This window comes from Roseiterribacter gracilis, from assembly GCA_018332375.1.
GTDB classification, from domain to species: Bacteria; Pseudomonadota; Alphaproteobacteria; order BOG-932; family Roseiterribacteraceae; genus Roseiterribacter; species Roseiterribacter gracilis.
The window spans coordinates 513,261-537,504 of sequence record BOPV01000001.1; the positions used below are offsets into that span (position 1 = coordinate 513,261).

Below are 24,244 nucleotides of genomic sequence, written 5' to 3' on the forward strand. Positions count from 1 at the left end.
AAGTCTATGCGTCTGCGCGCCTTCTGCCTCGCTTTGTTCTGCACCGCGACCCTCGCGCGCGCTGAGCCAAGCATCCTTGTGCTCAAACCCGATCGCGTCTGGACCGGCGAGGGTGCCGTGCAGTCCGGCTGGATCGTCGTCGTGCAGGGGGAGCGGATCCTGTCGGCCGGTCCCGCATCGCAGGCGCCGGCGGGCGCCACGGAAATTGCGCTGCCGGGCACGACGTTGCTGCCGGGCCTGATCGACCTGCACACGCATCTACTGCTGCATCCGTACGACGAGACGAGCTGGAACGATCAGGTGCTGCGCGAGGCCGAAGCCTATCGCGTGCTGCGTGCCGCGAAACAGGCCGAGGCGACGTTGCTGGCGGGATTCACCACGGTTCGCGATCTCGGCAGCGAAGGCGCCGGCTATGCCGACGTGCAGATCAAACGCGCGATCAACGAAGGCGTCGTGCGCGGCCCGCGCATGCTGGTCGCGACCCGCGCGATCGTCGCCAGCGACAGTTACGGACCACCGCGACGCGATTTTCGTGACGACGTCGACGTGCCGCAAGGCGCGCAGGAAGTCAGCGGCGAAGCCGAGATTTTGCGCGCAGTCCGCGAACAGGCGGGGCGTGGCGCCGATTGGATCAAGCTCTACGCCGACTATCGTGTCGGTGCGGATGGTTCGGCACGCGCCACCTTCACCCAGCGCGAGTTGAACGCGCTGGTCGAAATCGCGCACGGGCTCGGCCGTCCGGTCGCGTCACACGCAGCAACCGACGAAGGAATCAAACGATCGGTGTTGGCCGGCGTCGAGACGATCGAACACGGCTATGCCGCATCGGACGAAACGCTGAAGCTGATGCGCGATCGCCACGTCGCGTTGCTGCCGACCTTGGCCGCGGTCGAAGCGTCGAGCCGCTATGCCAAACGCTACACCGAAGGCGGCGCGCTGAGCCCGCAGATGGAGGCTGCTGCGCGCACCTTCAAAGCAGCGTTGAAACTTGGCGTCGTGATCGGGTGCGGCAGCGACGCGGGCGTGTTCCGCCACGGCGATAGCTGGCGCGAACTTGCCTGGATGGTGAAACACGGCATGACCCCGGTGCAGGCGCTGGCGGCAGCGACGACGGTGAATGCAAAGGTCCTCGGCAAGGAAGGCGAGTTGGGCGTGGTGAAAGCGGGCGCGCTTGCTGATCTGGTTGCGGTGAGTGGCGACCCGACCGCCGACATTCAAGCGGTGCGCAACGTTTCGTTCGTGATGAAAGGCGGCAAGGTCGAGTTGAAACCGGCGCCCTAGCTCCTCACGTGCAGAGTCTAAGACAGTGAGGGCGTATGTACGAACCTCCTCTCGAAGGCGACAGAGACCGATCCGTCTGGCGCGACGCGCGGAATGATGCGATTGCATCCGTGCTTGGATCTTCTGAGGAGATAGCGCTGGTCCTCGGCGTTCTGGTTCTCGCCTGGTTCCTCATTAAGCTCGTATTTTGGTGCTGTGAGCGCGCCTACCGCTACGTCGTCGCCCGCTAAGTCAGCGCAGACCACGTCCGAGCGTCGCCGTAAAGACCAGCAGTACGATCGTGGCACTGCCGATCCACGCCCAGTTGCGCGGGATCTCTCGCGACATTCCAGTTCGCACGAACAACAGGCCGAGCGACGCGCCGCCGATTTCGAGGGCCGCGTCGCGCAGTGCACCGGTGCGGTCGGCGCTATAAAAACAAGCGGCAAAGATCGCAGCGGCGGTTCCAGCGACATAGGCGAGTTTGATTGCGCGATCACCATGACGTGACACGGTCGCGGGACGCGCGCCGCCATGGCCGATCGCTTCATGCGTGACCGTGGCAGCGCAGGCCGCAACGACGCCGATCGCAACGACAGTGGCGGTGTCGTTGCGTCCGGTCATTTGGCCGGACATCTCGGCGGCCAATCTTTGTCGCGCGGATCGCGCTGCAAGAAGAACTCGCCCGAGTTCGGCCCTTTCGTATCGCGCGCAAACAACATCGACCGGCCACTCGGCGACAGAAGCGCGCCGACTTCGCTGCCGTTCGCGTTGATCTCGGCGCCCATCTTCACCTTCGGCGTCCAACCGTCGTTGGTCAGGTGCGATTCATAGAAGCCGTCATTGGCGTTGATGATCATGCGCTTGCCGTCCTTGGACAGCTCGGCTTCGAATTCGTCGTTGGGGCCGTTGATGGCGGGGCCGAGATTTTCGACCTGCCAGGCGCCGTCTTTGTCTTGGCGCGCACGATAGATGTCGGTCTTGCCGAACCCGCCCGGACGGTTCGATCCGAAATACAGCCAGCCATCCGGCATCAGCCGCGGAAACCATTCGCGCCCGTCGCTATTGATTGGCGCGGGCAAACGCACCGGCGTTCCCCACACGTTGTTTGCGTCGCGATCGACACGCCAGATGTCGAGTTCCTTGCGCACGATCCCGTCGGTCGAGCGCGTCGAGATGAAATAGAGGCTCTTGCCGTCTTCGGTGAAGAACGGGTCGGCTTCGACACCGTCACCGGCAAAGCTCGGCGACACAGGTTCGGACCAGCCGTCTTTGGTGCAGCGGCTCATGAAGATGCGCCAGCCGGTAAAATCGGGCGCGCTGCGCACGAAGTAGAAATCGCCCGTCCGCGGATCGAACGCAGGGTGCGATTCGTAAGCGGGGCTGGCGATGCGGTCCTGGTGCCAGGGCACCACGTCGACCGCCGCAATCGCGGGTCCGATTGCTGCAAAAAATCCAAACAGGCTTGCCGCAAGTCCTCGATTTATCGCCCTTCGCCGCATGGATCTGCCTCTTTGCTGCAACGTTGGTGGATTGCGCTTGCGTCCCCGGCATCTGCCGTCAACATCGCCGCCAAACCGAGCAGGGGCAATGTAGTGAGCGATTCGCAGAAGAATCTTCGGCCAAAGGGAATTGGGGCTGAGGAAGCGGCGGAGCAGCATGATTTCGTCCGCGGGCTCAAGAACCGACATGTGCAGCTCATCGCATTCGGCGGCGCGATCGGCGTCGGCCTATTTCTCGGCTCGGCCGGTGCGATCCAGCTTGCCGGCCCGGTCGCGCTGCTTGCGTATCTTGTTGCCGGCATCACCGTGTTCTTCGTCGCGCGCGCCTTGGGCGAGTTGCTGCTCTACCGTCCGGTGACGGGCTCGTTCGCAACCTATGCCGAAGAATTCCTCGGACCGTGGGCCGGATTCGTCACCGGCTGGTCCTATTGGTGTTTGTGGGTTCTGGTCGGCATCGCGGAAATCACCGCGGTCGGCGTCTACGTCCATCACTGGTTCCCCGACCTGCCGCAATGGATTCCGGCACTGGTGACCTTGGCCTTGCTGGCCGCGGTCAATCTCAACGCAGTGCGTCTGTTCGGCGAATTCGAATTCTGGTTCGCGCTGATCAAGATCGTCACCATCGTCGCGATGATCGTGCTGGGTGCCGCCATTCTGTTCGGCGGCTTCGGCGATCTCGGCCGCACCGCCAGCGTCGCCAATCTCTGGTCGCATGGTGGCTTTGCGCCGAACGGGCTGGTGGCGTTGCTGCTGGCGTTTCCGATCGCGCTTTTTTCGTTCGGCGGCGTCGAAGTAGTCGGCGTCACGGCCGGCGAGGCGGAAGATCCCGCGCGCACCATGCCGCGCGCCATTCGCGGCATCGTCTATCGCATCGTGCTGTTCTATCTCGGCGCGCTGACGATCATTCTCTGCCTGCTGCCGTGGAACGAGATGTCCAAGCATGGCAGCCCGTTCGTGCTGGTGTTCGAGCAGATCGGCATTCCGGCCGCGGCCGACGTGATCAATTTCGTCGTCATCACCGCCGCCGCATCGGCCTGCTCGACCGGCATCTTCACCGCCGGCCGCATGCTCTACACCTTGGCGCAGCTCGGCCGTGCGCCGCGCGCGTTTGGCCAGGTCAGCGCGCAGCATATTCCCGCGCGTGGCGTTGCAGTGTCGGCGCTGCTGATGCTGGCGGGTGTGGTGCTCAACTATTTCGTGCCGGAACAGGCGTTCGGCTATGTGATGAGCGTCGTGGTGGTGGTGCAGGTTTGGGCCTGGGGCGTGATCCTGGTCGCCAATCTGCGCTATCGCAAACAAGTCGCCGCCGGAACCAAACACGCGTCGAGCTTTCAGATGCCGTGGGCGCCTTATTCGAACTGGATCGTGCTGGGCGTGCTGGCGCTGGTCTATGTGCTGCTTGGCTTCGACGCCGACACGCGCGTCGCGATTTACGCGACGCCGCTTTGGTTCGGTCTGCTCACCGTCGCCTATCTCGCCACCAAACGGCGCTGATCTGCATGGACTCGATGTCCTTCCTGCGCGATGTGCTGGCGCCGCTCGACGGCAAGCGCGTGCTGGATATCGGCTGCGGGCCGGGAACGCTTGCCAAGGCGCTGTCGAAACTGGGTGCGCGCGTGACCGGCGTCGATCCTGCCGCCAACATGATCGACGCAGCGCGCGCGTCCGTTCCCGAGGCGACGTTTCTGGTTGCGCCGGGCGAAGACCTGCCGTTCGAGGACAGCGCGTTCGACGCCGCGATCTTTCTCAACTCGCTGCATCACGTGCCCGCACCGGTGATGGTGCCCGCGCTGCAGGATGCGGCGCGCGTTGCGACCGGACCGGTGGTGGTGATCGAGCCGTTGCCGACCGGCAATTTCTTCGACGCGCTGCGCATCGTCGAAGACGAGACGATCGTGCGTAACCAGGCGCAAGACGCGATCAAGCAGGCGGTGACGTCGCAGCGTCTGCGGCTGGTGCGCGAAGTCGAGTATGTGCGCCGCGAGATCTTCGAGAATTTCGGCCAGTTCGCCGTGCGCATCACAGCCGCGGACATGATGCGCGCGCCGATCATCGCGGCGCGCCGCGACGAGATCGAAGCGGCGTTCCATGCCGCCGCCGAGCCGGGCGGGCAGGGCGGTTTCATCCTGGATCAGCCGATGCGCGCGCAGCTGCTGGCGCGGGCTTGAGCGGCGCAGCGGCGGCCCGCCGCGGGGGATCCCCTTGCAGGGCCTGGGGGGCGCCGGTATACAGCGCGGCTCGGATGGGCGCGTAGCTCAGCGGCAGAGCACACCCTTCACACGGGTGGGGTCGTAGGTTCAATCCCTACCGCGCCCACCATCCTACGCAGCGCGACTGCGCGCGTAGGATGTCCTCCGAAGCCTTGGCGAAGGAGGACTGACCCTGCCAAGCGCAGCTCCGGATGGCAGGCCATCCACTCCTCGGTACCGCACGCCTATCGCTACCGGACCGATCCCGCTGTTCCGTCCTTACCCGACGCCCGCCCGATCCTGACGAACGAGAACGGTTCCTCGGATGAAACTTCTGATCGTCGGCGGCTACGGAATTTTCGGCAGCCGCATCGTCGAGCTTTTGCAGGACGAGCCGCGCCTGACGATCCTCGTCGCGGGACGTTCGTTGCCGAAAGCGCGCGCGGCATGCGCCGGGTTCAAACAGGCACAAGCGACGTTGGTCGCGGCGCAGTTCGATCGCGACGGTGACGTCGCGCTGCAGCTCGCCGCGTTACAGCCGGACCTTCTGATCGATGCCAGCGGTCCGTTCCAGACCTATGGCGAAGCGCGCTACCGCGTCGTCGAAGCCTGCCTTGCGCAGCGCGTGCAGTATCTCGATCTCGCCGACGGAGCCGACTTCGTTGCCGGCATTGCCGACTTTGATGCGGCTGCGCGCGCAGCGGGCGTCTATGTTCTGTCGGGCGTATCGAGCTTTCCGGTGTTGAGTGCGGCGGTCGTGCGTCATCTGGCGAAGGATCTTGTCCGCGTCGATGCGATCCGCGGCGGGATCGCGCCTTCGCCGTTCGCTGGTGTCGGTGAGAATGTGATCCGCGCGATCGCAAGCTATGCCGGCCAAGCGATCACCTTGCGCCGCGACGGTCACGAAACGACCGCCTATCCATTCACCGAGCAGATGCGCTTCACAATCGCGCCGCCAGGACGTTTGCCGTTGCACAGCCGACTATTCTCGCTGGTCGACGCGCCCGAGCCGCACGTGCTTCCCCAGGTCCGTACCGAGGTCGATACGATCTGGATGGGAGCGGCACCGGTTCCGGAACTTCTGCATCGCGCGCTGATCGCACTGGCCTGGCTCGTGCGCTGGAACGTGCTGCGCAGCGTTTTGCCAATCGCGGGTTTGATGCACGAAGCGACGAACACTGTGCGATGGGGCGAACATCGCGGCGGCATGTTCGTCGAAGTCGAAGGCGCCGACGCGGCGGGCGTTGCGCGCAAACGATCCTGGCATCTGCTTGCCGAAGGCGATGACGGGCCGTTGATCCCGTCGATGGCGGTTGCGGCCTTGGTGCGTCGTGCACTCGACGGTGATCCGCCACCGGTCGGCGCGCGCGCCGGCCTGCACGACCTTGAACTGGACGCGTACGACCGGCTTTTCGCCAGCCGCACGATTTACACCGGCGTGCGCGACGAGCCGGCGCCGAACGCGCCGCTCTATGCGCGCATTCTCGGTACGGCCTGGGACGCGCTGCCGGCGGAGATTCGCGCGATGCACGATTTCACCGGCGCGGCGCGCGGCCACGCCAGCGTCGAACGCGGTACGAGTTGGCTCGCCCGGATGGCGGGGCGGTTGATGGGATTTCCCGCAGCGAACGCCGACGTTCCGGTGCAGGTGCAGTTCACCGAGCGCGACGGTACCGAGACCTGGACGCGCAGCTTCGGCAGCGAAACTTTTTCCAGCGATCAGTTCGCGGGGCGTGGCCGCTCCGAACATCTCGTTTGCGAACGGTTCGGCCCGCTGATCTTTGCCATGGCGCTGGTCGTTGATGGCGGGACCTTGCGTCTCGTGCTGCGCCGCTGGAGCGCGTTCGGTATTCCGCTGCCGATGTGGTTCTGCCCGCGCTCGAACGCGCACGAGCATGTCGAAGACGGCAAATTTCACTTCTTCGTCGAAATCAGCCATCCGTTGGCGGGGCTGATCGTGCGCTATCGCGGTTGGCTGGTGCGGCAATGACGCCGGCCGAACAGGCGCTGCGCGCCAGCCTGGATGCGGCTGACGTCGCCTTCACCACCATCGAACACGAGCCGGTCTTCACGGTCGAGCAAAGCGCGCCACTGCACGACAAGATCCCGGGACTGCACACCAAAAACCTGTTTCTCAAAGATGCGGACGGTGCGCTGTTCCTGGTGACGGCGCCGGCACTGCTGCCGCTCGACCTCAAGCGCGTCGCAAGTTTGATCGGCGCCAAGCGTCTCTCGTTCGGCCGTCCAGACTTGCTGATCGAGACGTTGGGTGTCGAGCCTGGTTCGGTGACCACCTTGGCTGCGTTCAACGATCGCGACGGTCGGGTGCGCGTCGTGCTCGATCGCACGCTTGCCGGTGACGACGATGTCGGCGTGCATCCGCTGCGCAACAGTGCCACGACAATCCTACGCGGCACCGAACTGGTGCGCTGGCTGACTCTGGTATGTCACGCGCCGCTGATCGTCGATCTGGAGCAAGCGCGCCGCAACTGAGCGATTGCGTGGGTACGGTTCCCACAAATTGACGAGCGCGAATCACCGCGTTTCGAACCGCGAGGGTCAGGCAACGATAGAACGCACGTACCATCGCTGATATTCCGCGACAGTGCAGATTTTACGCGGCCTGTATGCCGCACGCATCGCCGGTCGACGCAGCAGCGCGATTGTCGACAATCCGTCGCACCTGCACGCGATCTGGAACAGTTTTTCCTCGAGTCCGGTCATCGTGTTGCAAATGATCGCGTCTCCGGACGGTCCGACGAACGATTCAATCCAAAAATAGGATCAGCGGTTTTAAATCTGCGATCCAATTACATTTTAAACATCGTCATTCACATCGCTGACATCGGCCGGTGCTTGGCAACGACGCAAAAACGTCTCCATACAAGCCTGGATGGAGAAGGGCGCCGCTTGTATGGTCGCTCGCTCGAACTTTCGGGAAAGATCGATGGCGACCAAAAAAGCCGCGACCAAGAAGACCGCGTCGCGCGCGCCTGCTTCGCGAACCCCGGTTTCGCACGCCAAAGGAAAAGCCAAGAAAACGCTGCCGTCGCTGACGCGCGAAGATTGGCTGCAAGCGGCAAAGTCGGCGCTGCTGAAAGGCGGCGTCGATCGGGTCAAGGTCGACCGGCTGGCCCGCGACATCAAAATGACGCGCGGCAGCTTCTATTGGCACTTTACCGATCGCGCCGATCTATTGGCAGCGCTGCTCGAACATTGGGAAGCGACCAACACCGGTCCGCTGCTGCGTGCCTTTGAAGAGGCGGCGCGCCACGACAAGTCGCATTTCCACGACGTCGCCAAAATGTGGATCGCGGAAAAGGAATATAGCCCGGCCTTCGACACCGCGATCCGCGACTGGGCACGCAAGGACGCGGCGGTTGCCAAGGCGGTGCGCCGTGTCGACGAAAAGCGCATCGACGCGCTGACCAAGATGATGAAGGCCTACGGCTTCAAAGGCGAAGAAGCCTTCATCCGCGCGCGCGTCATCTATTTCCACCAGATCGGCTACTACACGCTGGCGATCCGCGAGTCCGAAGCGGAACGCATCCGCCTCGAACCGATCTACGCCAAGGTCCTGCTCAACCTCTGACGGCGCTATTGCGCCGTCTGCTGGCGCAGCTTGGCGACGTCCTTTGCGGTAAGCGTCGACCCCTTGCTGCCGAACCGCGCCGTCACGTAGTTGGCGAGCGCCGCAACATCCGCATCGGAATAGATGCTGCCGAAGGACGGCATCGACACCAGACCGTTCGGCCGTTGCATGCCGGTCAAGATGACCTGCACGACATTGGTGCCGCCGGGATCGTTGACCGCGCGTGCACCGGTCAAGGTTGCGGTCGGTGTAATCGCACTAACGCCGCTCCAGTCGTGACAACTGGCGCAAGCGCCCGCGAAGATCTGCTTGCCGCGCCCATTGTCGGGCCCTTGGCGGTGCGACGTGGCGGCGACGCCGGCGAGCGTCGACGGCAGATCCGACGATGGCTTGGCGGGCACGCTGCGCAGATAGGCGACCAGCGCGCGTACGTCGCTGGCTGCGAGTTTGCTGAAACTATGGTCGACCGCTTCGCCCATCGGGCCCGACGCGGTGCCATGGCCGGGCGCATGACCGGTGCTGAGATACGACAGCAGCGCTTCGTCGGTCCACGCACCGATGCCGGCGCCTTTGTCGGTGGTGATGTTGTAGGCGTACCAGCCCGCACTGACCGTGCCCGCAAATTTTTTGCGGTTGTCGAGCGCGAAAGCGAGGTTGCGCGGCGTGTGGCAATCGCCGCAATGCGCCAGCGCCTCTGCGAGATAAGCGCCGCGATTCCAATCCGCGCTTTTGTCGGCCACGGGTTGGAAGCGAACATCTTCATTGAAGAACGCCGACCAAAACGCCATGCCCCAACGCTGGTTGAACGGGAAGGCGAGCGTGTTGGTGCGCGCCGGCGCTTTCACCGGCGGCAGGCTGAACAGATACGCTTTGATCGCCAGCGCATCTTCGTCGGTGACGTAGGTGTAAGAATTGTACGGCATGGCCGGGTAGAGGCGCGCACCGTCGCGTCGAACGCCGCGATGCATTGCCGCCAGGAACTCGGCGTCGCTGTAATTGCCGATGCCGGTTTCCTTGTCGGGCGTGATGTTGGTCGAATAGAGCGTGCCGAACGGCAGCTTGAACGCAAACCCGCCAGTATATTCTTTGCCGCCTGGCGCGGTGTGGCACACCATGCAGTCGGCGGCCTGGGCCAGATATTCACCGCGCTTTTCGATGCTGGCCTGTTGCAGCTCGGCCGGCACGCCGGTCGGCTTGCCGTCTTTGTAGGACGCAAGCGCGACTTTGTTGCCGCCGGCAAAGCTGAGCGGGCCGGGCGCGCTGAGAAACCAGAGCGCGACCGCACCTGCGATCACGACCAGAATGGCGACGATGGTAAGCAGGGTACGGCGCATCGGTCAGGCGCTCCTCTTTCCGGCCAAGGCGGCGCGATCGATGGGTAGGCGACGCAGCGCGACGCCAGTTGCAGCGTAAATCGCGTTGCGCAAGGCGGGCGGACCCGCATTGGCGCCGGTCTCGCCGATACCGCCGGGTGCTTCGCCGCTTTTGATCACATGCACGTCGATGCGCGGCACTTCGTCGATGCGCAGCATGCGGTAGTCGTGGAAATTCGACTGCTGCACGCGGCCGCGTTCGATCGTGATCTCGCCCCACAAGGCAGCGGTGAGGCCGAAGATCAGCCCGCCTTGCAACTGCGCGATCACCGTATCGGGATTGACCGCGATGCCGGTATCGACCGCCGAGGTGATGCGGCGCAACCTGACTTCGCCATGCTCGTCGACTTCGGCTTCGACGACGGTTGCGATGAAACTGGCGAACGAAACCTGGGCGCAGATGCCGCGACCGACGCGCGCGGGCAGCGCCTGTCCCCAACCGGATTTCTCTGCCGCCATTTGCACGGCCGCTTTAAGGCGCGGTTCCTTGTCGAGCATCGAGACGCGGAAGGCGACCGGATCCTTGCCGGCCTTCTTCGCCAACTCGTCGATGAAACATTCGGTGGCGAAGACGTTGTTGTTGGGACCGACGCCGCGCCAGAAGCCGGTCGGTACGGCGGGCGGTTCCGCACGGGTGAATTCGACATGCTTGTTCGGGATGTCGTACGGCATGTCCGCGGCACTATCGACCGCATCGAAATCGACGCCTTTGAGTGCTTCGAAGACAGGCGGCAACCAGCGCGCCAGCACCGACGAACCGGTGACGCGGTAGTTCCACGCGTCAATTTTGCCGTCGCGCAACGTTGCCGCAATCGTGTCGCGATAGACCGGACGATAGACGTCGTGTTGGATGTCTTCTTCGCGCGACCAGATGACTTTGAGCGGCGAGCCCTCCAGTTCTCCGTCGAGCTTTTGCGCGATGCGCACCGACAGCAGCGCCATGTCGGGTTCGAGCCGCCGCCCGAAACCGCCGCCGAGCAGATGGTTGTGCACCACGACCTTGTCGAGCGGGAAGTTCAGTAGCTGCGCCACCGTGCCTTGCACGCGCGTCATGACCTGTGTGCCGATCCAGATCTCGCATTTGTCTTTGGTCAATTGCAGCACACAGTTGAGCGGCTCCATCGGCGCATGGGCGAGGAAGGGCAGCTCGTACGCGGCTTCGATCCTTTCGCCTTGCGCAAGCGCTTTGGCGGCGTCGCCTTCATGCTTGGCAACCAAACCATCTTTCTGACTCGCCGCGCGTAGATCGGCCCAGATCTCTGCCGAGGAGATTTTGGCGTTGGCGCCTTCGTTCCAGGTGATGTCGAGCGCGGCGAGTCCCTTCTTCGCCGTCCAGGTCGTGTCGGCAACGACCGCGACCGCGTCGTCGAGCTGCACGATCTTGTAGACGCCGGCGATCTTTTTCGTGGCCGTGTCGTCGACTTTCGCGACTTTGCCGCCGAACACGGGACATTGTGCGACGGCGGCGAATTTCATGCCCGGCAACAGAACGTCGATGCCGTAGACGGCTTTGCCGTTGGTCTTCTCGGGCGTATCAAGCCGCTTCAACGGCTTGCCGATGAGCGTGAAGTTCTTGGGATCTTTCAGCGCCGGTTTTTCGGGCGGGGTCAGCCGCGCCGCGTCATTGATCAACGCGCCAAAGGCGATGGTACGGCCGCTTGCGGCATGCGTGACCATGCTGTTGGCCGCGCTGCATGTTGCGGGATCGACCTTCCATTGCGACGCGGCCGCTTGCAGCAGCATCGCGCGCGCAGCCGCACCGGCGGTGCGCAGCGGCGTCCAGAAGGCACGGATCGAATTCGAGTTGCCGGTCGCCTGCAGCCCGAATGGCGGGTTGGCGTAGAGCTTGTCGTCGGGCGGCGCATGTTCGAGCGCGACTTTCGCGAAGTCTGCGTCGAGCTCTTCCGCCAGGATCATCGAAATCGAGGTGTAGGTGCCTTGGCCCATTTCGACCTGGGGCATCACCAAGGTCGTCGTATTGTCGGCGGCAATGCGAATGAAGGCGTTGGGCGCAAACGGTCCCGTTGCGGCGCGCACCGGCATGTGAAAGGCGAGCAACACGCCGGAGGCAGCGGCACCCTGCAGCAGGTTGCGGCGGGAGATGGTGAGATCGTCGAGCTGCATCACCGCCTCCTTATGCTGCGTTGCCGGCGGCGCGTTTGATCGCGTCGCGAATACGCACATAGGTGCCGCAACGGCAGATGTTCCCCGCCATTGCTGCGTTGATATCGGAGTCGTCTGGATTGGGCGTCGTCGCCAGCAAAGCGGCGGCCGACATGATCTGGCCCGACTGGCAATAGCCGCACTGGATCACTTCGAGCTCCAGCCACGCTTTCTGCACCGCGGCGCCTGCCGGTGTCGCGCCGATGCCTTCGATCGTCGTGACCGAACGATCGCCAACCGCGCTGACGGGCAGCAGGCAGGAACGCACCGGCTTGCCATCGACATGCACGGTGCAGGCACCGCATTGCGCGATGCCGCAGCCGAACTTGGTGCCGGTCATGCCGATCACGTCGCGCAGCACCCAGAGAAGAGGCGTGTCCGGCGTCGCCTCGAAGTTCTTGGTCTCACCGTTGATCTTCAACGTCGCCATGGCGCCCTCGCTCCTGCAGCAGAAGAGCAATGACGCTACGCCCGGGGGTGATCGGTCAGAAGATCGAAATAAAGTTGCGACTACTGGTCGGGCTTCATCCCACAACGGCTCTACCGCGCGCCGAAATCGTCAACCACGACAGGCCGGCGGCGAGTCTTGAATAATCCTGCACTGTTTGGTGCAGCCCGCTATTGTTCGCAGCAGAATCGCAATGAGGGACGTATGAAGCGCGCTGGCTTGCTGCTGTTGTTGACATCACTCGTTACGAGCGACGTCTCGGCTGAGACCTATTCGAAATACGCGCCTGAAATTCTCGAGAAGATGCTCAGGGACAGCGCCACCATCGAAGAGAAAGTTCTGGTCCCGATGCGCGACGGCGTCGGCTTGTCGACGACGATCATCCGGCCGAAGAACGCCACCGGTAAACTGCCGATCATCTTCGTGCGCACGCCCTACAACTTTCAGCAGATGAAGGGCGGCGAACTCGCCAACGCGGTCGCTGCGGTGAAGCACGGCTATGCCTATGTCGAGCAGAATGAACGCGGCCGCTATTACTCGCAGGGCGAGTTCGAGTTGCTCGGTCATCCGCGCACCGACGGCTATGACGCGCTGACCTGGCTCGCCAAACAAGAATGGTCGAACGGCAAAGTCGGCACGCTCGGCTGTTCGTCGACAGCGGAGTGGCAACTCGGCTTGGCGTCGATGAAACATCCGGCCCACGCCGCTGCAATTCCGATGGCATCGGGCGCCGGCATCGGTCGCGTCGGCCGCTTTCAGGAACAGGGCAATTGGTATACGGGCGGCGTGCCGCGCACCTTGTTCTTTGTCTGGCTCTACGGCGTCGACAATCCGTTGCGCGCGCAGCTGCCGCAGGATCTCGATGCGGCGATGCGTGCGCGCGTCGGCAAGTACAACGATCTCGCCGCGACCAAGCCGAAGGTCGACTGGACGAAGCGGATCGCGCATCTGCCGTTGACCGAACTTCTGACCGGCATGGGCGAACCGCCGGGCACGTACGAGAAGCTCATCGTGCGCAAGCCGAACGATCCGGCCTGGTTCAAAAGCGGCCTCTATCACGACAACGAGGATTGGGGCGTTCCGACGCTGTGGTTCAATTCGTGGTACGACGTGTCGAGCGGCCCCAACATTGAGCTGTTCAACAATCTGCGTGCGCGCCCCGGCATTGCCGACACGCAATATGCGGTGATCGCACCGAACACGCATTGCCAGTTTGCCAAGCTGGATTCGAACACCAAGATCGGCGACCGCTCGGTCGGTGATGCGAGCTTCGACGTCGAAGGTCAGGTCTTTGCCTGGTTCGATCGCTGGCTGAAGAACGACAAAACCGCCTTCGCCGACAACACGCCGCGCGTGCGCTATTTCACGATCGGTGAGAATAAGTGGAACGCTGCGACCCAGTGGCCGCCGCGCGAAGCAAAGAAACTGCGCTTCTATCTGCACAGCGACGGCAAGGCGAACAGCCTCTATGGCGACGGGCGTCTCGACCAGAAAGAGCCCGCGGCGACCGAAGCGTCGGACAAGTTCACCTACGATCCGACCGTGCCGGTGCAAACGATCGGCGGCAATGATTGCTGCAACGGTGCGCTGACGCCGGGCGGCATCTACGACCAACGTGTCATCGAGGCGCGCCAGGACGTGCTGGTCTATAGCAGCGAGAAATTGACCGCGCCGTTGACCGTGACTGGGTGGGTGACGCCGGTGCTGCATGTCAGCTCGGACGCGAAAGACACCGACTTCGCGGTCAAGCTGGTCGACGTGATGCCTGACGGCACGGCGTACATCGTGGCGGACACGATCATCCGTGCACGTTATCGCGACGGCTACGACAAGGAAGTGATGATGCAGCCGGGCGAGACGTACCGCCTGCAACTGACGCCGAACACGACCAGCACGCAGTTCGGCGTCGGCCATCGCATCCGCGTCGAGGTCACGTCGTCGAACTTCCCCAAGTTCGCACGCAACCTGAATACGGGCGGCGACAACGTGTCGGAGTCAAAGCCGGTGGTGGCGCATAACGAAGTGCATCACAGCGCCAAGACGCCGTCCTTCCTCGAACTCGACGTGATGCCGTAGGACTAGGCCAGCGCGGCGCCGCTCCCGTGTGGACCGGCGTCGCACTGGTAGATTTCGGCAGGTGCGATTTTCTGCGCTTTACGCCAATTTACCGCGGCGATATTGATATCGGTAACAACGGAGGACGCGGATGCGGACCCTTGCTGCCGTCACTTTCTTTTTCGTGCAAGTTGCGTATGCGACGGAGTATCCGGCCAATCAGCAGCCGATGTATGGCGGGATCAACAAGACGCCTGCGATGGTCGAAGCTGACGATAAATTTTTGCGCGCCGTGCGTGAACAGGGATACTCGCCGCAACAAGCGTCGAACAAATCCGTCGAACTTGGTTGGACCTATTTGCGTCGAAACGATCTAGCCGCCGCGATTCAACGTTTCAATCAAGGTTGGCTGACGGATCCCGCGAACGGGGACGTCTATCACGGGTTTGCAGTGGTCGTTCTTGAGCGCGACAAGGACGCTGCAAGCGCCGACAAATTTTTCCAACAAGCATTGAACAAACCGCGTCATTCGAACGGCGTGTATGTCGACTACGGGCGGTTTCTTGCGTTGCAGGAACGTTATGCCGATGCCGTACCTGTCTTGCGCAAGGCGGTGGCGATCGACGGCATAACGCCGGACGCGATGGCTCTGCTGACGATGTCGCTCGCAGGTGCGGGCGATATGAAATCTGCGTGCGTTGAAGCGTCGAACGTAAAGCCGGGCGTTCAACCCAGCTATCGGGATGCAGTTCGGCTGATCCAGTCGCGCTGCCCGAAGTGAGGTCAGCTACTGCGTTTACGCGACGACTTCTGGTTTAGCGCCCGGTCCCACGGCGGGACCGGCGCATACAGGCCGGTGAGAAATTGGATGAAGGCCTGCACGCTGGGCGACACGATCGTCGTCAGTGGATGCACGGCATAGATGCCGACATTGGTCGCGCCCTGATAAGTGGGCAGCACGCGCTTCAACACGCCGTCGCGCAGTTCGCGGCTGACATCCCAGGTCGAACGTAGCGCAATGCCGAGGCCCGCAATCGCCAACTCGCGCGCGACTTCGCTCGAATTGGTGCGCACGCGGCTGTTGCCGGTGACGATCGCTTCGCCGCCCGGACCTTCCAGGCGCCACGGCAATTGCCCGGTTGCAGCAAGCAGCTGGTGTTTGGCGAGATCGTCGATCTTCTTCGGCGCGCCATGCGCTTCGATATAGCTCGGTGCCGCGCACAACACGCGACGGTTGGGCGCCAGCTCGTAGGCGGTGAGGTTGGGCTCGAGCGACGGTGTGATGCGGATCGCAAGGTCGTAACGATCGCCCAGCAAGTCGCTGAATTGATCGGTCAGTTCCAGCTCCATCGCGATGCGCGGATGGGCTTCGAGAAACGGTTTCAGATGCGGCGCGATATGCAGCCGGCCGAACGAGGTCGGCGCCGAAACACGCAACCGGCCCGACGGCGTGCCGGCACGACCCGCGACGCGTGCTTCGGCGGCGCGGGCAGCAGCCAGAATCGCGACGACTTCTTCGTAAAAGACCTGGCCCACGTCGGTGGTCGAAAGCCGGCGCGTGGTGCGATGGATCAGCCGCGCGCCTAGGCGCGCTTCCAGCCGAGCCAGGCGTTTCGACACCATCGCCGGCGACAGGTGCAGCCGCCGTCCCGCGGCCGACAGGCTGCCGGCCTCGATGACACTCGCGAACAAGGCGTAATCTTCGTCCATGCGGGCATCTTTTCCTCCAGGGAGAAGATCCTTTCAATTCTTTCCGTCTGGTGCGGGGCGGGGCCTTGTTCTATGGCTCGCCGCTCATTCTTGAGGATGTCCGATGAGCCGTATGATCGATCGCGCCGGAATTCAGGTTGCCGAGACGCTGGTGAACTTCATCGAAGGTCAGGTTCTGCCTGGCGTCATCGATGACGTCGCAAAATTCTGGTTGGGCTTCGCCGCGATCTTCAACACCTACGGGCCCGAGAATAAGCAACTGCTGGCCAAGCGGGACGCGCTGCAGGCCAAAATCGACGACTGGCATCGCGCGCACAAAGGCGAGATCGACGCCAAGGCGTATCAGGCCTTCCTGCGCGAGATCGGCTATCTCGTCGACGAGCCGGCCAAGTTCACCATCAACACCGAAAATGTCGATGCCGAGCTGGCGCGCATGGCGGGGCCGCAGCTTGTCGTGCCGGTGTTGAACGCACGCTTCTTGTTGAACGCAGCCAATGCACGTTGGGGCAGCCTGTACGACGCGTTCTACGGTACTGATGCGTTGCCGCAGGACGGTCCGGCGCAAAAAGGCTACGACCCGAAACGCGGCGCGCAGGTGGTTGCGCGCGTGAAGCAGTTTCTCGACGCAGCGGTGCCGCTTGCGTCGGGCAGCTACACCGACGCCAAGGGCTTCTCGGTTGCGAACGGCGCGCTGTCGCCGGCGCTGAAAGATCCGTCGGTGTTTGCCGGCTATCGCGGCGACGCCGCCAATCCGAGCGCGATCCTGCTGCGCCACAACGGTCTCGCGATCGAGCTGGTGATCGACCGCAACCATGCGATCGGCAAGACCGACCCCGCCGGCATCGCCGACGTCATGCTGGAATCGGCGTTGTCGACCATCGTCGATCTGGAAGACTCGGTTGCCGCTGTCGATGCCGACGACAAGGTTGCAGCCTACAGCAACTGGCTGGGCTTGATGCGCGGCGACCTCGAAGCCTCGTTCGAAAAGGGCGGCAAGGTGATGACGCGCGCGCTGGAAGGCGACCGCGAATTCACCGCGCCCGACGGCAAGAGCTTTGCGTTGCACGGCCGCTCATTGCTGTTCGTGCGCAATGTCGGTCATTTGATGACCAACCCTGCGGTCAAGTTTGCCGACGGTTCGGAAGCGCCCGAAGGTATTCTCGACGGCATCATGACCAGCGCGATCGCGCTTCATGACCTGAAAGGGAAGGGCAAGTTCAAGAACAGCCGCACCGGCTCGATCTATATCGTCAAGCCGAAGATGCACGGGCCGGAAGAAGTCGGCTTCGCCAACCGTCTATTCGATGCGATCGAAGATCTGCTGGGCGTTGCGCGTCACACGATCAAGATCGGCGTGATGGACGAAGAACGTCGCACCTCGGCCAATCTCGCCGCCTGCATTCACGCGGTGCGCGACCGCATCGTGTTCATCAATACGGGCTTCCTTGATCGCACCGGCGACGAAATGCATACGTCGATGCAAGCGGGCCCGATGGTGCGCAAGGCCGAGATGAAGAACGCGACCTGGATCAAGGCCTACGAAGAACGCAATGTTGCGATCGGTCTGGCATGCGGCCTGTCGGGCAAAGCGCAGATCGGCAAAGGCATGTGGGCGGCGCCGGACCGGATGGCCGACATGCTGGCGCAGAAGATCGGTCACCCGAAAACCGGCGCGAATACCGCTTGGGTGCCGAGCCCGACCGCAGCGACGTTGCACGCGCTGCACTATCACGAGGTTGACGTGTTCGCGCGCCAGAAAGAGCTGCAAGGTTCGACGCCGCCGGCGCTGGATCTGCTGCTGACGATTCCGTTGGCGGCGGGCAAGAACTGGACGCCGCAGGATGTGCGCGACGAACTCGACAACAACGCGCAGGGCATTCTGGGGTACGTCGTGCGCTGGGTCGATCAGGGCGTCGGCTGTTCGAAAGTGCCCGACATCCACGATATCGGTCTGATGGAAGACCGCGCCACCTTGCGCATCTCTTCGCAGCATATGGCCAACTGGCTGCTGCACGGCGTCTGCACCAAGGACGAAGCCGAAGCGGCACTGCTGCGCATGGCGGCCAAGGTCGACGGGCAGAATGCGGGCGATCCGCTCTACAAGCCGATGGCGCCCAATCCGAAATCGAGCCTCGCCTTCGAAGCAGCGCGCGCGCTGGTGTTCGAAGGAACCGCACAGCCCAACGGCTATACCGAACCGCTGCTGCATCAGTTCCGGTTGCGGGTGAAAAATCCCTCTCCTTGAAGGAGAGGGAGGGGCCCGCGCGCAAAGCGCGTGGGAGGGTGAGGATGTTGAACCCTCACCCTAGCCCTCTCCCTCGGGGAGAGGGGACATGACATTGATTCGGCAGGCCTGACGCGGAATCCGGTCATCACCGCCGACTCAAAACATGAGTCAAAACAGACTCTTGAATCACGGGCTTGCGGCCCGTGAATCACCGTGATTCAAAATCGTGTGTCAAAGCGAATGAAACGCCAATGTGCGCGCAGCATGGTCACCCTGTTGTGCGCGCTCATCGGCATCTACTTTATCTACTACGCGCTGCACGGCGACCGTGGCCTGGCAGCGCTGGCCAGGCTCGATGCGCAGGTTGCGCGCGCTGAAGGCGACATGGCGAAGGTGCGAGCGCATCGGGAGGCAGCCCAGCAGCGCGTTGCTGGACTGCGTCCCGAAGCGCTCGATCTCGATCTGCTCGAAGAGCGGGCACGGCTGACCCTGAACTACGTCGCGGGCGAAGACGTCGTCGTACTGCGCTAGAGGCGACAGGCGCTGTCGGCGATTTTCGTGTTGCGCACCCATCCATAGGACTGTGCGGCCGCGCCGCGCGGGACGTAGGCGATCAGCTTCTCGCCGTCACCGCGCTTCACCCGTACCAGCATCGCGTCGTCGGGCTTGCGCGACAGTTCCAGCGTGTCGCTTGCCTGCACGATCTCGTCGCCCTCCTGCAGGCCTGCTTGTGCAGCCGCGGATCCTGCGACCAGCCCGCGCACGATTTTCTTGTCGCCCATCAAGCCTGCTTCGTCGAAGCCGAGTTCGAACGGACGGATTTTCGTCGCGACCAACTTGAAGCACGGTCCGAAGGCGCCGGTCGGAACCACCGGCCTGCCTGCTGCCATCGAGTCATAGTCGCGCTGTGCGTCGGCGCCGATTTCTTTGCCGACCAGTGCAATCCAGTCCGCAATGCCCGGCGTCTTTTTCGCGCGCTGCTGCGCCTGGATTGCCAGCACGATGTCGTCGAGACTGTGCTTGTTGTTGCTCTTGGCGCGGATTTTGGCGTCGGTCAGCGCCAGATAGAGAAAGCCGCGGCCGTAGGGAATGCGCTGCGCGCTCCAATCGCTCCAGAAGCGCTTGGCCGCTTCGCCGTTCGATACGTTGCGCAGCGGATTGGAATAATAATCGGCGGCCCGCTTGTTGATGCGTTCGAGGAACTGGTCCGGCGTCAACACGCCGGCGCGGTAGGAGAGAACGAGCGAGTAAAACTCGGCGTTGCCTTCGCTGTACCAGGCGGTGTCGCCATGCTCGCCCGCAATCTTGGGCCAGTTGTGCGTCATCTCGTGCGCCAGCAGATCCTGCATCGAGTCCAGAGTCGGTGCGGTCGCTTCGTTCCAGCCGAACATGAACGACTTGGCGAGCGCCGTGCCGCCGCCGCCGCGATGCGGGTTGTGGCGGATGAAGACGCGGTACGGCGCGTTGGCGTCGTCGAAGAAGTTCGACATGTAGGCGTAGAGCTTCTGGATCCGCGCAGCGACGTCGGACGGTGCGATCGGCGGATCGGTCAGCCAGTACATGGCAAAATTGCCGTTGCGATAGGTCTTGAGCGGACCTGCTGCATAGAACGAGAAGGCCAGCAGCTCGGCCGGACCAACCGTCTGCACGTCGCCTTCGCCCAGGCTCCATGCGCCGGTTGCGTCGGGTCCCAGCGCAGCAAGATCCCAATGCACGCGCAGCCGATAGGGATTCTTGGTGTTGGGCAGCGGCAGGAAGGTGATGCCGGCGCCCAACACGCCGCCACCGTCGGCGCGCAGATCGAACAGCGGACCGGTACGCGTGGTTGCGTCGACCACGCGCGGCGGCGCTTTGGCGGTGACGACGACGTCGCCCACCGTGGCGCGCGTCGGCAACCACTGGCGATAGGTGCCGGTCGGGGTCGGTGCTTCGTCTTTCTGCGTCAACGGCAACGGACCGGCATCGTCGCGCGCCTGCACCGCATCGCCGTCATAGCGTGTGGCGGGAATCGAAACGATCAAGGTCGGCATGCGCAGCAGTGCGGTGCCTTCGGCGACGTTCGGCTTTTCGAGTTTGAGCGTGACGCCCACGTCGCGCACCGCGCCGTTCTGTACGTGCGGCGTCAGCAGCAGGTCCAGCGACGGCGGTGCCGACTGCGCCATTGCGGCGACGGGCAGGCCCAGGAAAAGTCCAACGGTCCGAACAAGGCGCATCGCAAGGTCCCTCGATTTCGAACCGAGCCTACGCGGGCTGCACAAGAATTTCTTTTCTGAGGGGCTGTGAAAGCGCTAGGTGCGTGGGCGCTTTATGCGGATCCACCGGTCGCGGTGCATGGATGATGCAGCGACACAAACCTGTTGCCTTATAGAACCTCGAAACCGGATTCGGGGCAACAGCCAGCTTTGCAGCGCTGTGTTGCCGCCGAAACCGCAGAATGACGTGGGAATCCGCGGCGAGGGGCGTGTATAGAGCGCGGCCCACGACACAGGATTACCCCCGTGACTGCAGCGCATTTCACCTCGACCGAGCGCAAATTCACGATCGCCGGCGTGATGATCGTGTTTCTCCTGTCGGCGCTCGACCAGACGATCGTCGCCACGGCAATGCCGCGCATCATCGCCGAGCTGCACGGGCTTGCGCTCTATTCCTGGGTCACGACCTCGTACCTGCTGACTTCGACGGTCGCGGTGCCGATTTGCGGCAAGCTTGGCGATCTCTACGGACGCAAGCCGGTGCTGCTGGTGAGTATCGGTTTGTTTCTCGTCGGGTCGTGGCTGTGCGGCCTGTCGGGCGAGTTGGGCGACGTTCCGTTGCTGGGCGGCGGCATGACTCAGCTGATCGCCTTTCGCGCCGTGCAGGGGATCGGTGGCGGCGGTCTGTTCACGACCGCCTTTGCCATCATCGGCGAACTCTATCCCCCGCGTGAGCGCGGCAAGATTGGCGGCATGTTCGGCGCCGTGTTCGGCCTGTCGAGCGCGATCGGTCCGTTGGTCGGCGGCTACTTCACCGATCACGGCACGATGACTCTGTTCGGCCATGTCGTCGCCGGTTGGCGTTGGGTGTTTTACCTGAACCTGCCGCTGGGTCTGCTGGCGCTGTTCATGGTGATCGTGATGATGCCGAAGATGTCGCATCAGGCCAAAGGCAAGATCGACTTTATCGGTGCCGGCCTGATCATCGTCAGCATCGTGCCGCTGCTGCTCGCGCTGACCTTCGGCGGACATTTCCGCCCGTGGGATTCGGCCTTGGTGCTGGGACTGTTCGCGACGTTCGCGATCGGGCTGGTTCTGTACATCGTCAACGAACGCTACGCGTCGCATCCGATCCTGCCGCTGTCGCTGTTCAAGAACCGCGTGTTCAGCACCGCGAACTTCGCCGGCTTTCTGATCTCGATGTCGTTCATGAGCGCGCTCGCCTTTCTGCCGCTGTTCCTGCAGATCGGCCAGTCGGTCAACGCTACGATCAGCGGCCTGACGACCTTGCCGTTGATGGCGGGTCTGATCGGCAGTTCGATCGTCGCGGGCCGGATGGTGTCGAAAACCGGCGAGTACAAACCGCTGATGATTGGCAGCGTCGTGCTGACCTTCGTCGGCATCTTTCTGCTCAGCCGCATGGATGCCGATACGAGCCGCCTCGATCTCAGCTGGCGCATGTTCGTGCTCGGCGTCGGGCTGGGGCCGACCTCAAGCGTGTTCAACATCGCAATCCAGAATGCGCTGCCGATGAACCAGCTTGGCGTCGCAACCAGCTCGAACCAGTTCTTTCGCCAGATCGGCTCGACCATCGGCGTTGCCGTGTTCGGCACCATTCTGACCAATGGGCTGAGCGACAATCTGGGCGACACGATGCCGGGCATGAATCTCGACAAGCTGCATGCGATGGCGGCGACGATGGTGGATCTGCCGGCTGCTGTACGGTCGACCATCACCGGCACGATCACGCACACCTTCACGCTGAGCCTGATCGTCGTTGCCGCAGCGTTGGTCGCAACGCTGCTGGTGCCGCATCTTCCGTTGAAGTCGCGGATGCCGCCGCAACAGCCGGAGCCCAACGTCCAGGCATGAGCGCCGACGACGTCATCAACATCTATGAGCGCAACGCGGCGGGGTGGGACGCCGACCGGCAGCATCGTCGTCCCGATGGCGAGGCGTCGTGGATCAAGCGCTTCGTCGCCGCAGCCGCGCCTGGATCGCGCATCCTCGATCTCGGCTGCGGATCGGGTGAACCGATCGCGCGCGATCTTCTCGCGGCTGGTTGTGCGGTGACGGGCGTCGACTCGTCACCGTCGCTGATCGCGCTTTGTCAGCAGCGCTTTCCGCAGCAGGACTGGATCGTTGCCGACATGCGCCGGCTCGATCTGCGCCGGCGCTTCGGCGGGATCGTGGCGTGGCACAGCCTGTTTCATCTCACACAAGATGAGCAGGCGTCGATGTTCCCGATTTTCGCGCAGCACGCGGCGCCGGGTGCGCCGTTGCTCTTCACCAGCGGGTCGAAGCGCGACGTGACGATCGGCACCTGGCGCGGCGAGGCGCTGTATCACGCGAGCCTCGACGCAAGCGACTATGAGGCGCTGCTCGCATCGAGCGGCTTTACGTTGATCGACCATGTCGTCGAAGACGCCGCTTGTGGCGGCGCTACGGTGTGGCTCAGCCTTCGTAGTCGATGACCACGTTGTCGCTGGTCGGCACGGCCTGGCAGGTCAGCACGTAACCCTGCGCGACTTCGGCAGGGCTGAGCCCGTAATTGGTTTTCATCTCGACTGTGCCGCTGATCACCTTGGCGCGGCAGGTGGCGCAGACGCCGGCTTTGCACGCATAGGGTGTCGGCAGGCCTGCCGCGCGCGCGCTTTCGAGGATCGAGCCTTTGGCAGCGTCGAAGGTGATATTGGTGCGGCGTCCGTCGAGACCGATCGAGATGCGCGCGCCGCTGGCTTTGGCCGCGAGAGCAGCCGCAGCGGCCGCTTGGCTCGCCGACGGTGCGCCAGTGGTGAAACGTTCGATCAGAATGCGATCGGTCGGCACGCCGCGTGCGCGCAACTGTTCATCGGCCGCATCCATCATCGGGCCGGGGCCGCAAATGAAGAACGCATCGATCTTGGCCGGATCGATCAGCACGGTCAGCAGTTCTTGAATCTTGGCTGCGTCGAGACGACCGTTGAACAGCGCGATTTCCTCTTCTTCGTCTTCGAGGAAGTGGAATAGTTCGAACCGGTCCATGTACCGGTTTTTCAGCGCCGCCAATTGTTCGAGGAAAATGATCTGCGGCGTGTTGCGGTTGCCGTAGAACAAGGTGAAGCGGCTGTTCGGTTCGGCGGCAAGCCCGGTGCGCAACAGCGACAAGATCGGCGTAATGCCCGAGCCGCCGGCAAAAGCAACGTAGTGGCGTTTCGCGCTGCCGTCGAATTCCCAGGTGAAGCTGCCATGCGGCGGCATCACGTCCAGCTCGTGCCCGGCCTGCAGCGTGCCGTTGGCCCAGGTCGAAAACACACCGCCGGCAATCTGTTTGACCGCGATACGCAGCTCGCCTTCATGCGGTGCGACGCAGACCGAATAGTTGCGGCGCACTTCTTCACCGTCGAAGTCGGCACGCACGGTCAGATGCTGGCCGGCGCGGAACTTGAACAGATGCGCGGTGTCTTTGGGAACGTCGAGCAGGATCGACACCGCGTCGGGCGTTTCGCGCCGGACTTCGGCGATGCGCAGCTTGTGGAATCCGACCGACATGC

At 63.3% G+C, this 24,244-nt stretch carries 20 protein-coding genes and 1 tRNA gene; 13 read left to right on the plus strand and 8 right to left on the minus strand.

The features are described 5' to 3' along the window. Positions 1 to 6: 6 nt before the first annotated feature. The gene (locus tag TMPK1_RS02480; protein ID WP_420241221.1) at positions 7 to 1,281 is read left to right on the plus strand and encodes a metal-dependent hydrolase family protein; all 1,275 of its coding nucleotides are present in this window, start codon (positions 7 to 9) and stop codon (positions 1,279 to 1,281) included. 231 nt (positions 1,282 to 1,512) lie between these two features. Here TMPK1_RS02480 and TMPK1_RS02485 read toward each other — a convergent pair whose 3' ends face one another. Together TMPK1_RS02485 and TMPK1_RS02490 are read right to left on the minus strand one after the other, a co-directional pair. Then, on the minus strand, positions 1,513 to 1,884 hold the full coding sequence (locus tag TMPK1_RS02485) for a hypothetical protein (RefSeq protein ID WP_420241222.1): 372 nt from the start codon (positions 1,882 to 1,884) through the stop codon (positions 1,513 to 1,515). Then, positions 1,881 to 2,675, minus strand: coding sequence for a TolB family protein (locus TMPK1_RS02490; RefSeq protein ID WP_420241223.1), 795 nt, complete (start codon positions 2,673 to 2,675; stop codon positions 1,881 to 1,883). Before TMPK1_RS02490 ends, TMPK1_RS02485 begins: the two co-directional genes overlap by 4 nt. A 276-nt stretch (positions 2,676 to 2,951) precedes the next feature. On the opposite strand from TMPK1_RS02490, the gene TMPK1_RS02495 reads away from it, so the two are divergent. The 6 genes from TMPK1_RS02495 (at position 2,952) to TMPK1_RS02520 (ending at position 8,543) form a co-directional block, all read left to right on the plus strand. After that, entirely contained in the window at positions 2,952 to 4,256 is a 1,305-nt protein-coding gene (locus TMPK1_RS02495; RefSeq protein WP_420241224.1) for an amino acid permease, read from the plus strand. Positions 4,257 to 4,261: 5 nt separating this feature from the next. Next, a complete protein-coding gene (locus TMPK1_RS02500; RefSeq protein WP_420241225.1) occupies positions 4,262 to 4,930 on the plus strand; it encodes a class I SAM-dependent methyltransferase in 669 nt (222 codons plus the stop codon). Positions 4,931 to 5,006: 76 nt separating this feature from the next. Further along, positions 5,007 to 5,081, plus strand: a tRNA-Val gene (locus TMPK1_RS02505). A 195-nt stretch (positions 5,082 to 5,276) separates the two neighbouring features. Beyond that, the gene (locus tag TMPK1_RS02510) at positions 5,277 to 6,941 is read left to right on the plus strand and encodes a saccharopine dehydrogenase family protein (RefSeq protein WP_420241226.1); all 1,665 of its coding nucleotides are present in this window, start codon (positions 5,277 to 5,279) and stop codon (positions 6,939 to 6,941) included. Further along, positions 6,938 to 7,444: a prolyl-tRNA synthetase associated domain-containing protein gene (locus tag TMPK1_RS02515; RefSeq protein ID WP_420241227.1), complete on the plus strand. Its 507-nt coding sequence runs from the start codon at positions 6,938 to 6,940 to the stop codon at positions 7,442 to 7,444. The genes TMPK1_RS02510 and TMPK1_RS02515 overlap by 4 nt, the downstream gene beginning before the upstream one ends. A 454-nt stretch (positions 7,445 to 7,898) precedes the next feature. After that, entirely contained in the window at positions 7,899 to 8,543 is a 645-nt protein-coding gene (locus tag TMPK1_RS02520) for a TetR/AcrR family transcriptional regulator (protein ID WP_420241228.1), read from the plus strand. Positions 8,544 to 8,548: 5 nt separating this feature from the next. Here the strand turns inward: TMPK1_RS02520 and TMPK1_RS02525 are convergent, their stop codons facing one another. From TMPK1_RS02525 to TMPK1_RS02535, 3 genes are read right to left on the minus strand one after another with little or no spacing between them, the layout of a single operon-like run. Further along, positions 8,549 to 9,877, minus strand: a complete 1,329-nt coding sequence (locus tag TMPK1_RS02525; RefSeq protein ID WP_420241229.1) for a c-type cytochrome — start codon at positions 9,875 to 9,877, stop codon at positions 8,549 to 8,551. Positions 9,878 to 9,880: 3 nt separating this feature from the next. Then, on the minus strand, positions 9,881 to 12,040 hold the full coding sequence (locus TMPK1_RS02530; protein WP_420241230.1) for a xanthine dehydrogenase family protein molybdopterin-binding subunit: 2,160 nt from the start codon (positions 12,038 to 12,040) through the stop codon (positions 9,881 to 9,883). 10 nt (positions 12,041 to 12,050) lie between these two features. Beyond that, entirely contained in the window at positions 12,051 to 12,509 is a 459-nt protein-coding gene (locus TMPK1_RS02535; protein WP_420241231.1) for a (2Fe-2S)-binding protein, read from the minus strand. A 222-nt stretch (positions 12,510 to 12,731) separates the two neighbouring features. On the opposite strand from TMPK1_RS02535, the gene TMPK1_RS02540 reads away from it, so the two are divergent. Together TMPK1_RS02540 and TMPK1_RS02545 are read left to right on the plus strand one after the other, a co-directional pair. Beyond that, the gene (locus tag TMPK1_RS02540) at positions 12,732 to 14,603 is read left to right on the plus strand and encodes a CocE/NonD family hydrolase (RefSeq protein ID WP_420241232.1); all 1,872 of its coding nucleotides are present in this window, start codon (positions 12,732 to 12,734) and stop codon (positions 14,601 to 14,603) included. Positions 14,604 to 14,733: 130 nt separating this feature from the next. Further along, a complete protein-coding gene (locus tag TMPK1_RS02545) occupies positions 14,734 to 15,363 on the plus strand; it encodes a hypothetical protein (RefSeq protein ID WP_420241233.1) in 630 nt (209 codons plus the stop codon). 2 nt (positions 15,364 to 15,365) lie between these two features. On the opposite strand, the gene TMPK1_RS02550 is transcribed toward TMPK1_RS02545, so the two are convergent. After that, positions 15,366 to 16,292, minus strand: a complete 927-nt coding sequence (locus TMPK1_RS02550) for a LysR family transcriptional regulator (protein WP_420241234.1) — start codon at positions 16,290 to 16,292, stop codon at positions 15,366 to 15,368. Positions 16,293 to 16,395: 103 nt separating this feature from the next. On the opposite strand from TMPK1_RS02550, the gene TMPK1_RS02555 reads away from it, so the two are divergent. Both TMPK1_RS02555 and TMPK1_RS02560 read left to right on the plus strand, forming a co-directional pair. Beyond that, positions 16,396 to 18,537 (plus strand): malate synthase G, encoded by a 2,142-nt coding sequence (locus TMPK1_RS02555; protein ID WP_420241235.1) that lies wholly within the window; start codon positions 16,396 to 16,398, stop codon positions 18,535 to 18,537. A gap of 246 nt (positions 18,538 to 18,783) precedes the next feature. Beyond that, entirely contained in the window at positions 18,784 to 19,050 is a 267-nt protein-coding gene (locus TMPK1_RS02560; protein ID WP_420241236.1) for an FtsB family cell division protein, read from the plus strand. Here the strand turns inward: TMPK1_RS02560 and TMPK1_RS02565 are convergent. Beyond that, the gene (locus TMPK1_RS02565) at positions 19,047 to 20,732 is read right to left on the minus strand and encodes a M61 family metallopeptidase (RefSeq protein ID WP_420241238.1); all 1,686 of its coding nucleotides are present in this window, start codon (positions 20,730 to 20,732) and stop codon (positions 19,047 to 19,049) included. The genes TMPK1_RS02560 and TMPK1_RS02565 overlap by 4 nt on opposite strands. 285 nt (positions 20,733 to 21,017) lie before the next feature. Between TMPK1_RS02565 and TMPK1_RS02570 the strand changes: the two genes are divergently transcribed. Continuing rightward, a complete protein-coding gene (locus TMPK1_RS02570) occupies positions 21,018 to 22,583 on the plus strand; it encodes an MDR family MFS transporter (protein ID WP_420241239.1) in 1,566 nt (521 codons plus the stop codon). Beyond that, positions 22,580 to 23,185: a class I SAM-dependent methyltransferase gene (locus TMPK1_RS02575; RefSeq protein ID WP_420241240.1), complete on the plus strand. Its 606-nt coding sequence runs from the start codon at positions 22,580 to 22,582 to the stop codon at positions 23,183 to 23,185. Before TMPK1_RS02570 ends, TMPK1_RS02575 begins: the two co-directional genes overlap by 4 nt. Here the strand turns inward: TMPK1_RS02575 and paaE are convergent. Continuing rightward, on the minus strand, positions 23,166 to 24,242 hold the full coding sequence (gene paaE, locus TMPK1_RS02580) for a 1,2-phenylacetyl-CoA epoxidase subunit PaaE (RefSeq protein WP_420241241.1): 1,077 nt from the start codon (positions 24,240 to 24,242) through the stop codon (positions 23,166 to 23,168). The genes TMPK1_RS02575 and paaE overlap by 20 nt on opposite strands. Positions 24,243 to 24,244 lie beyond the last annotated feature (2 nt).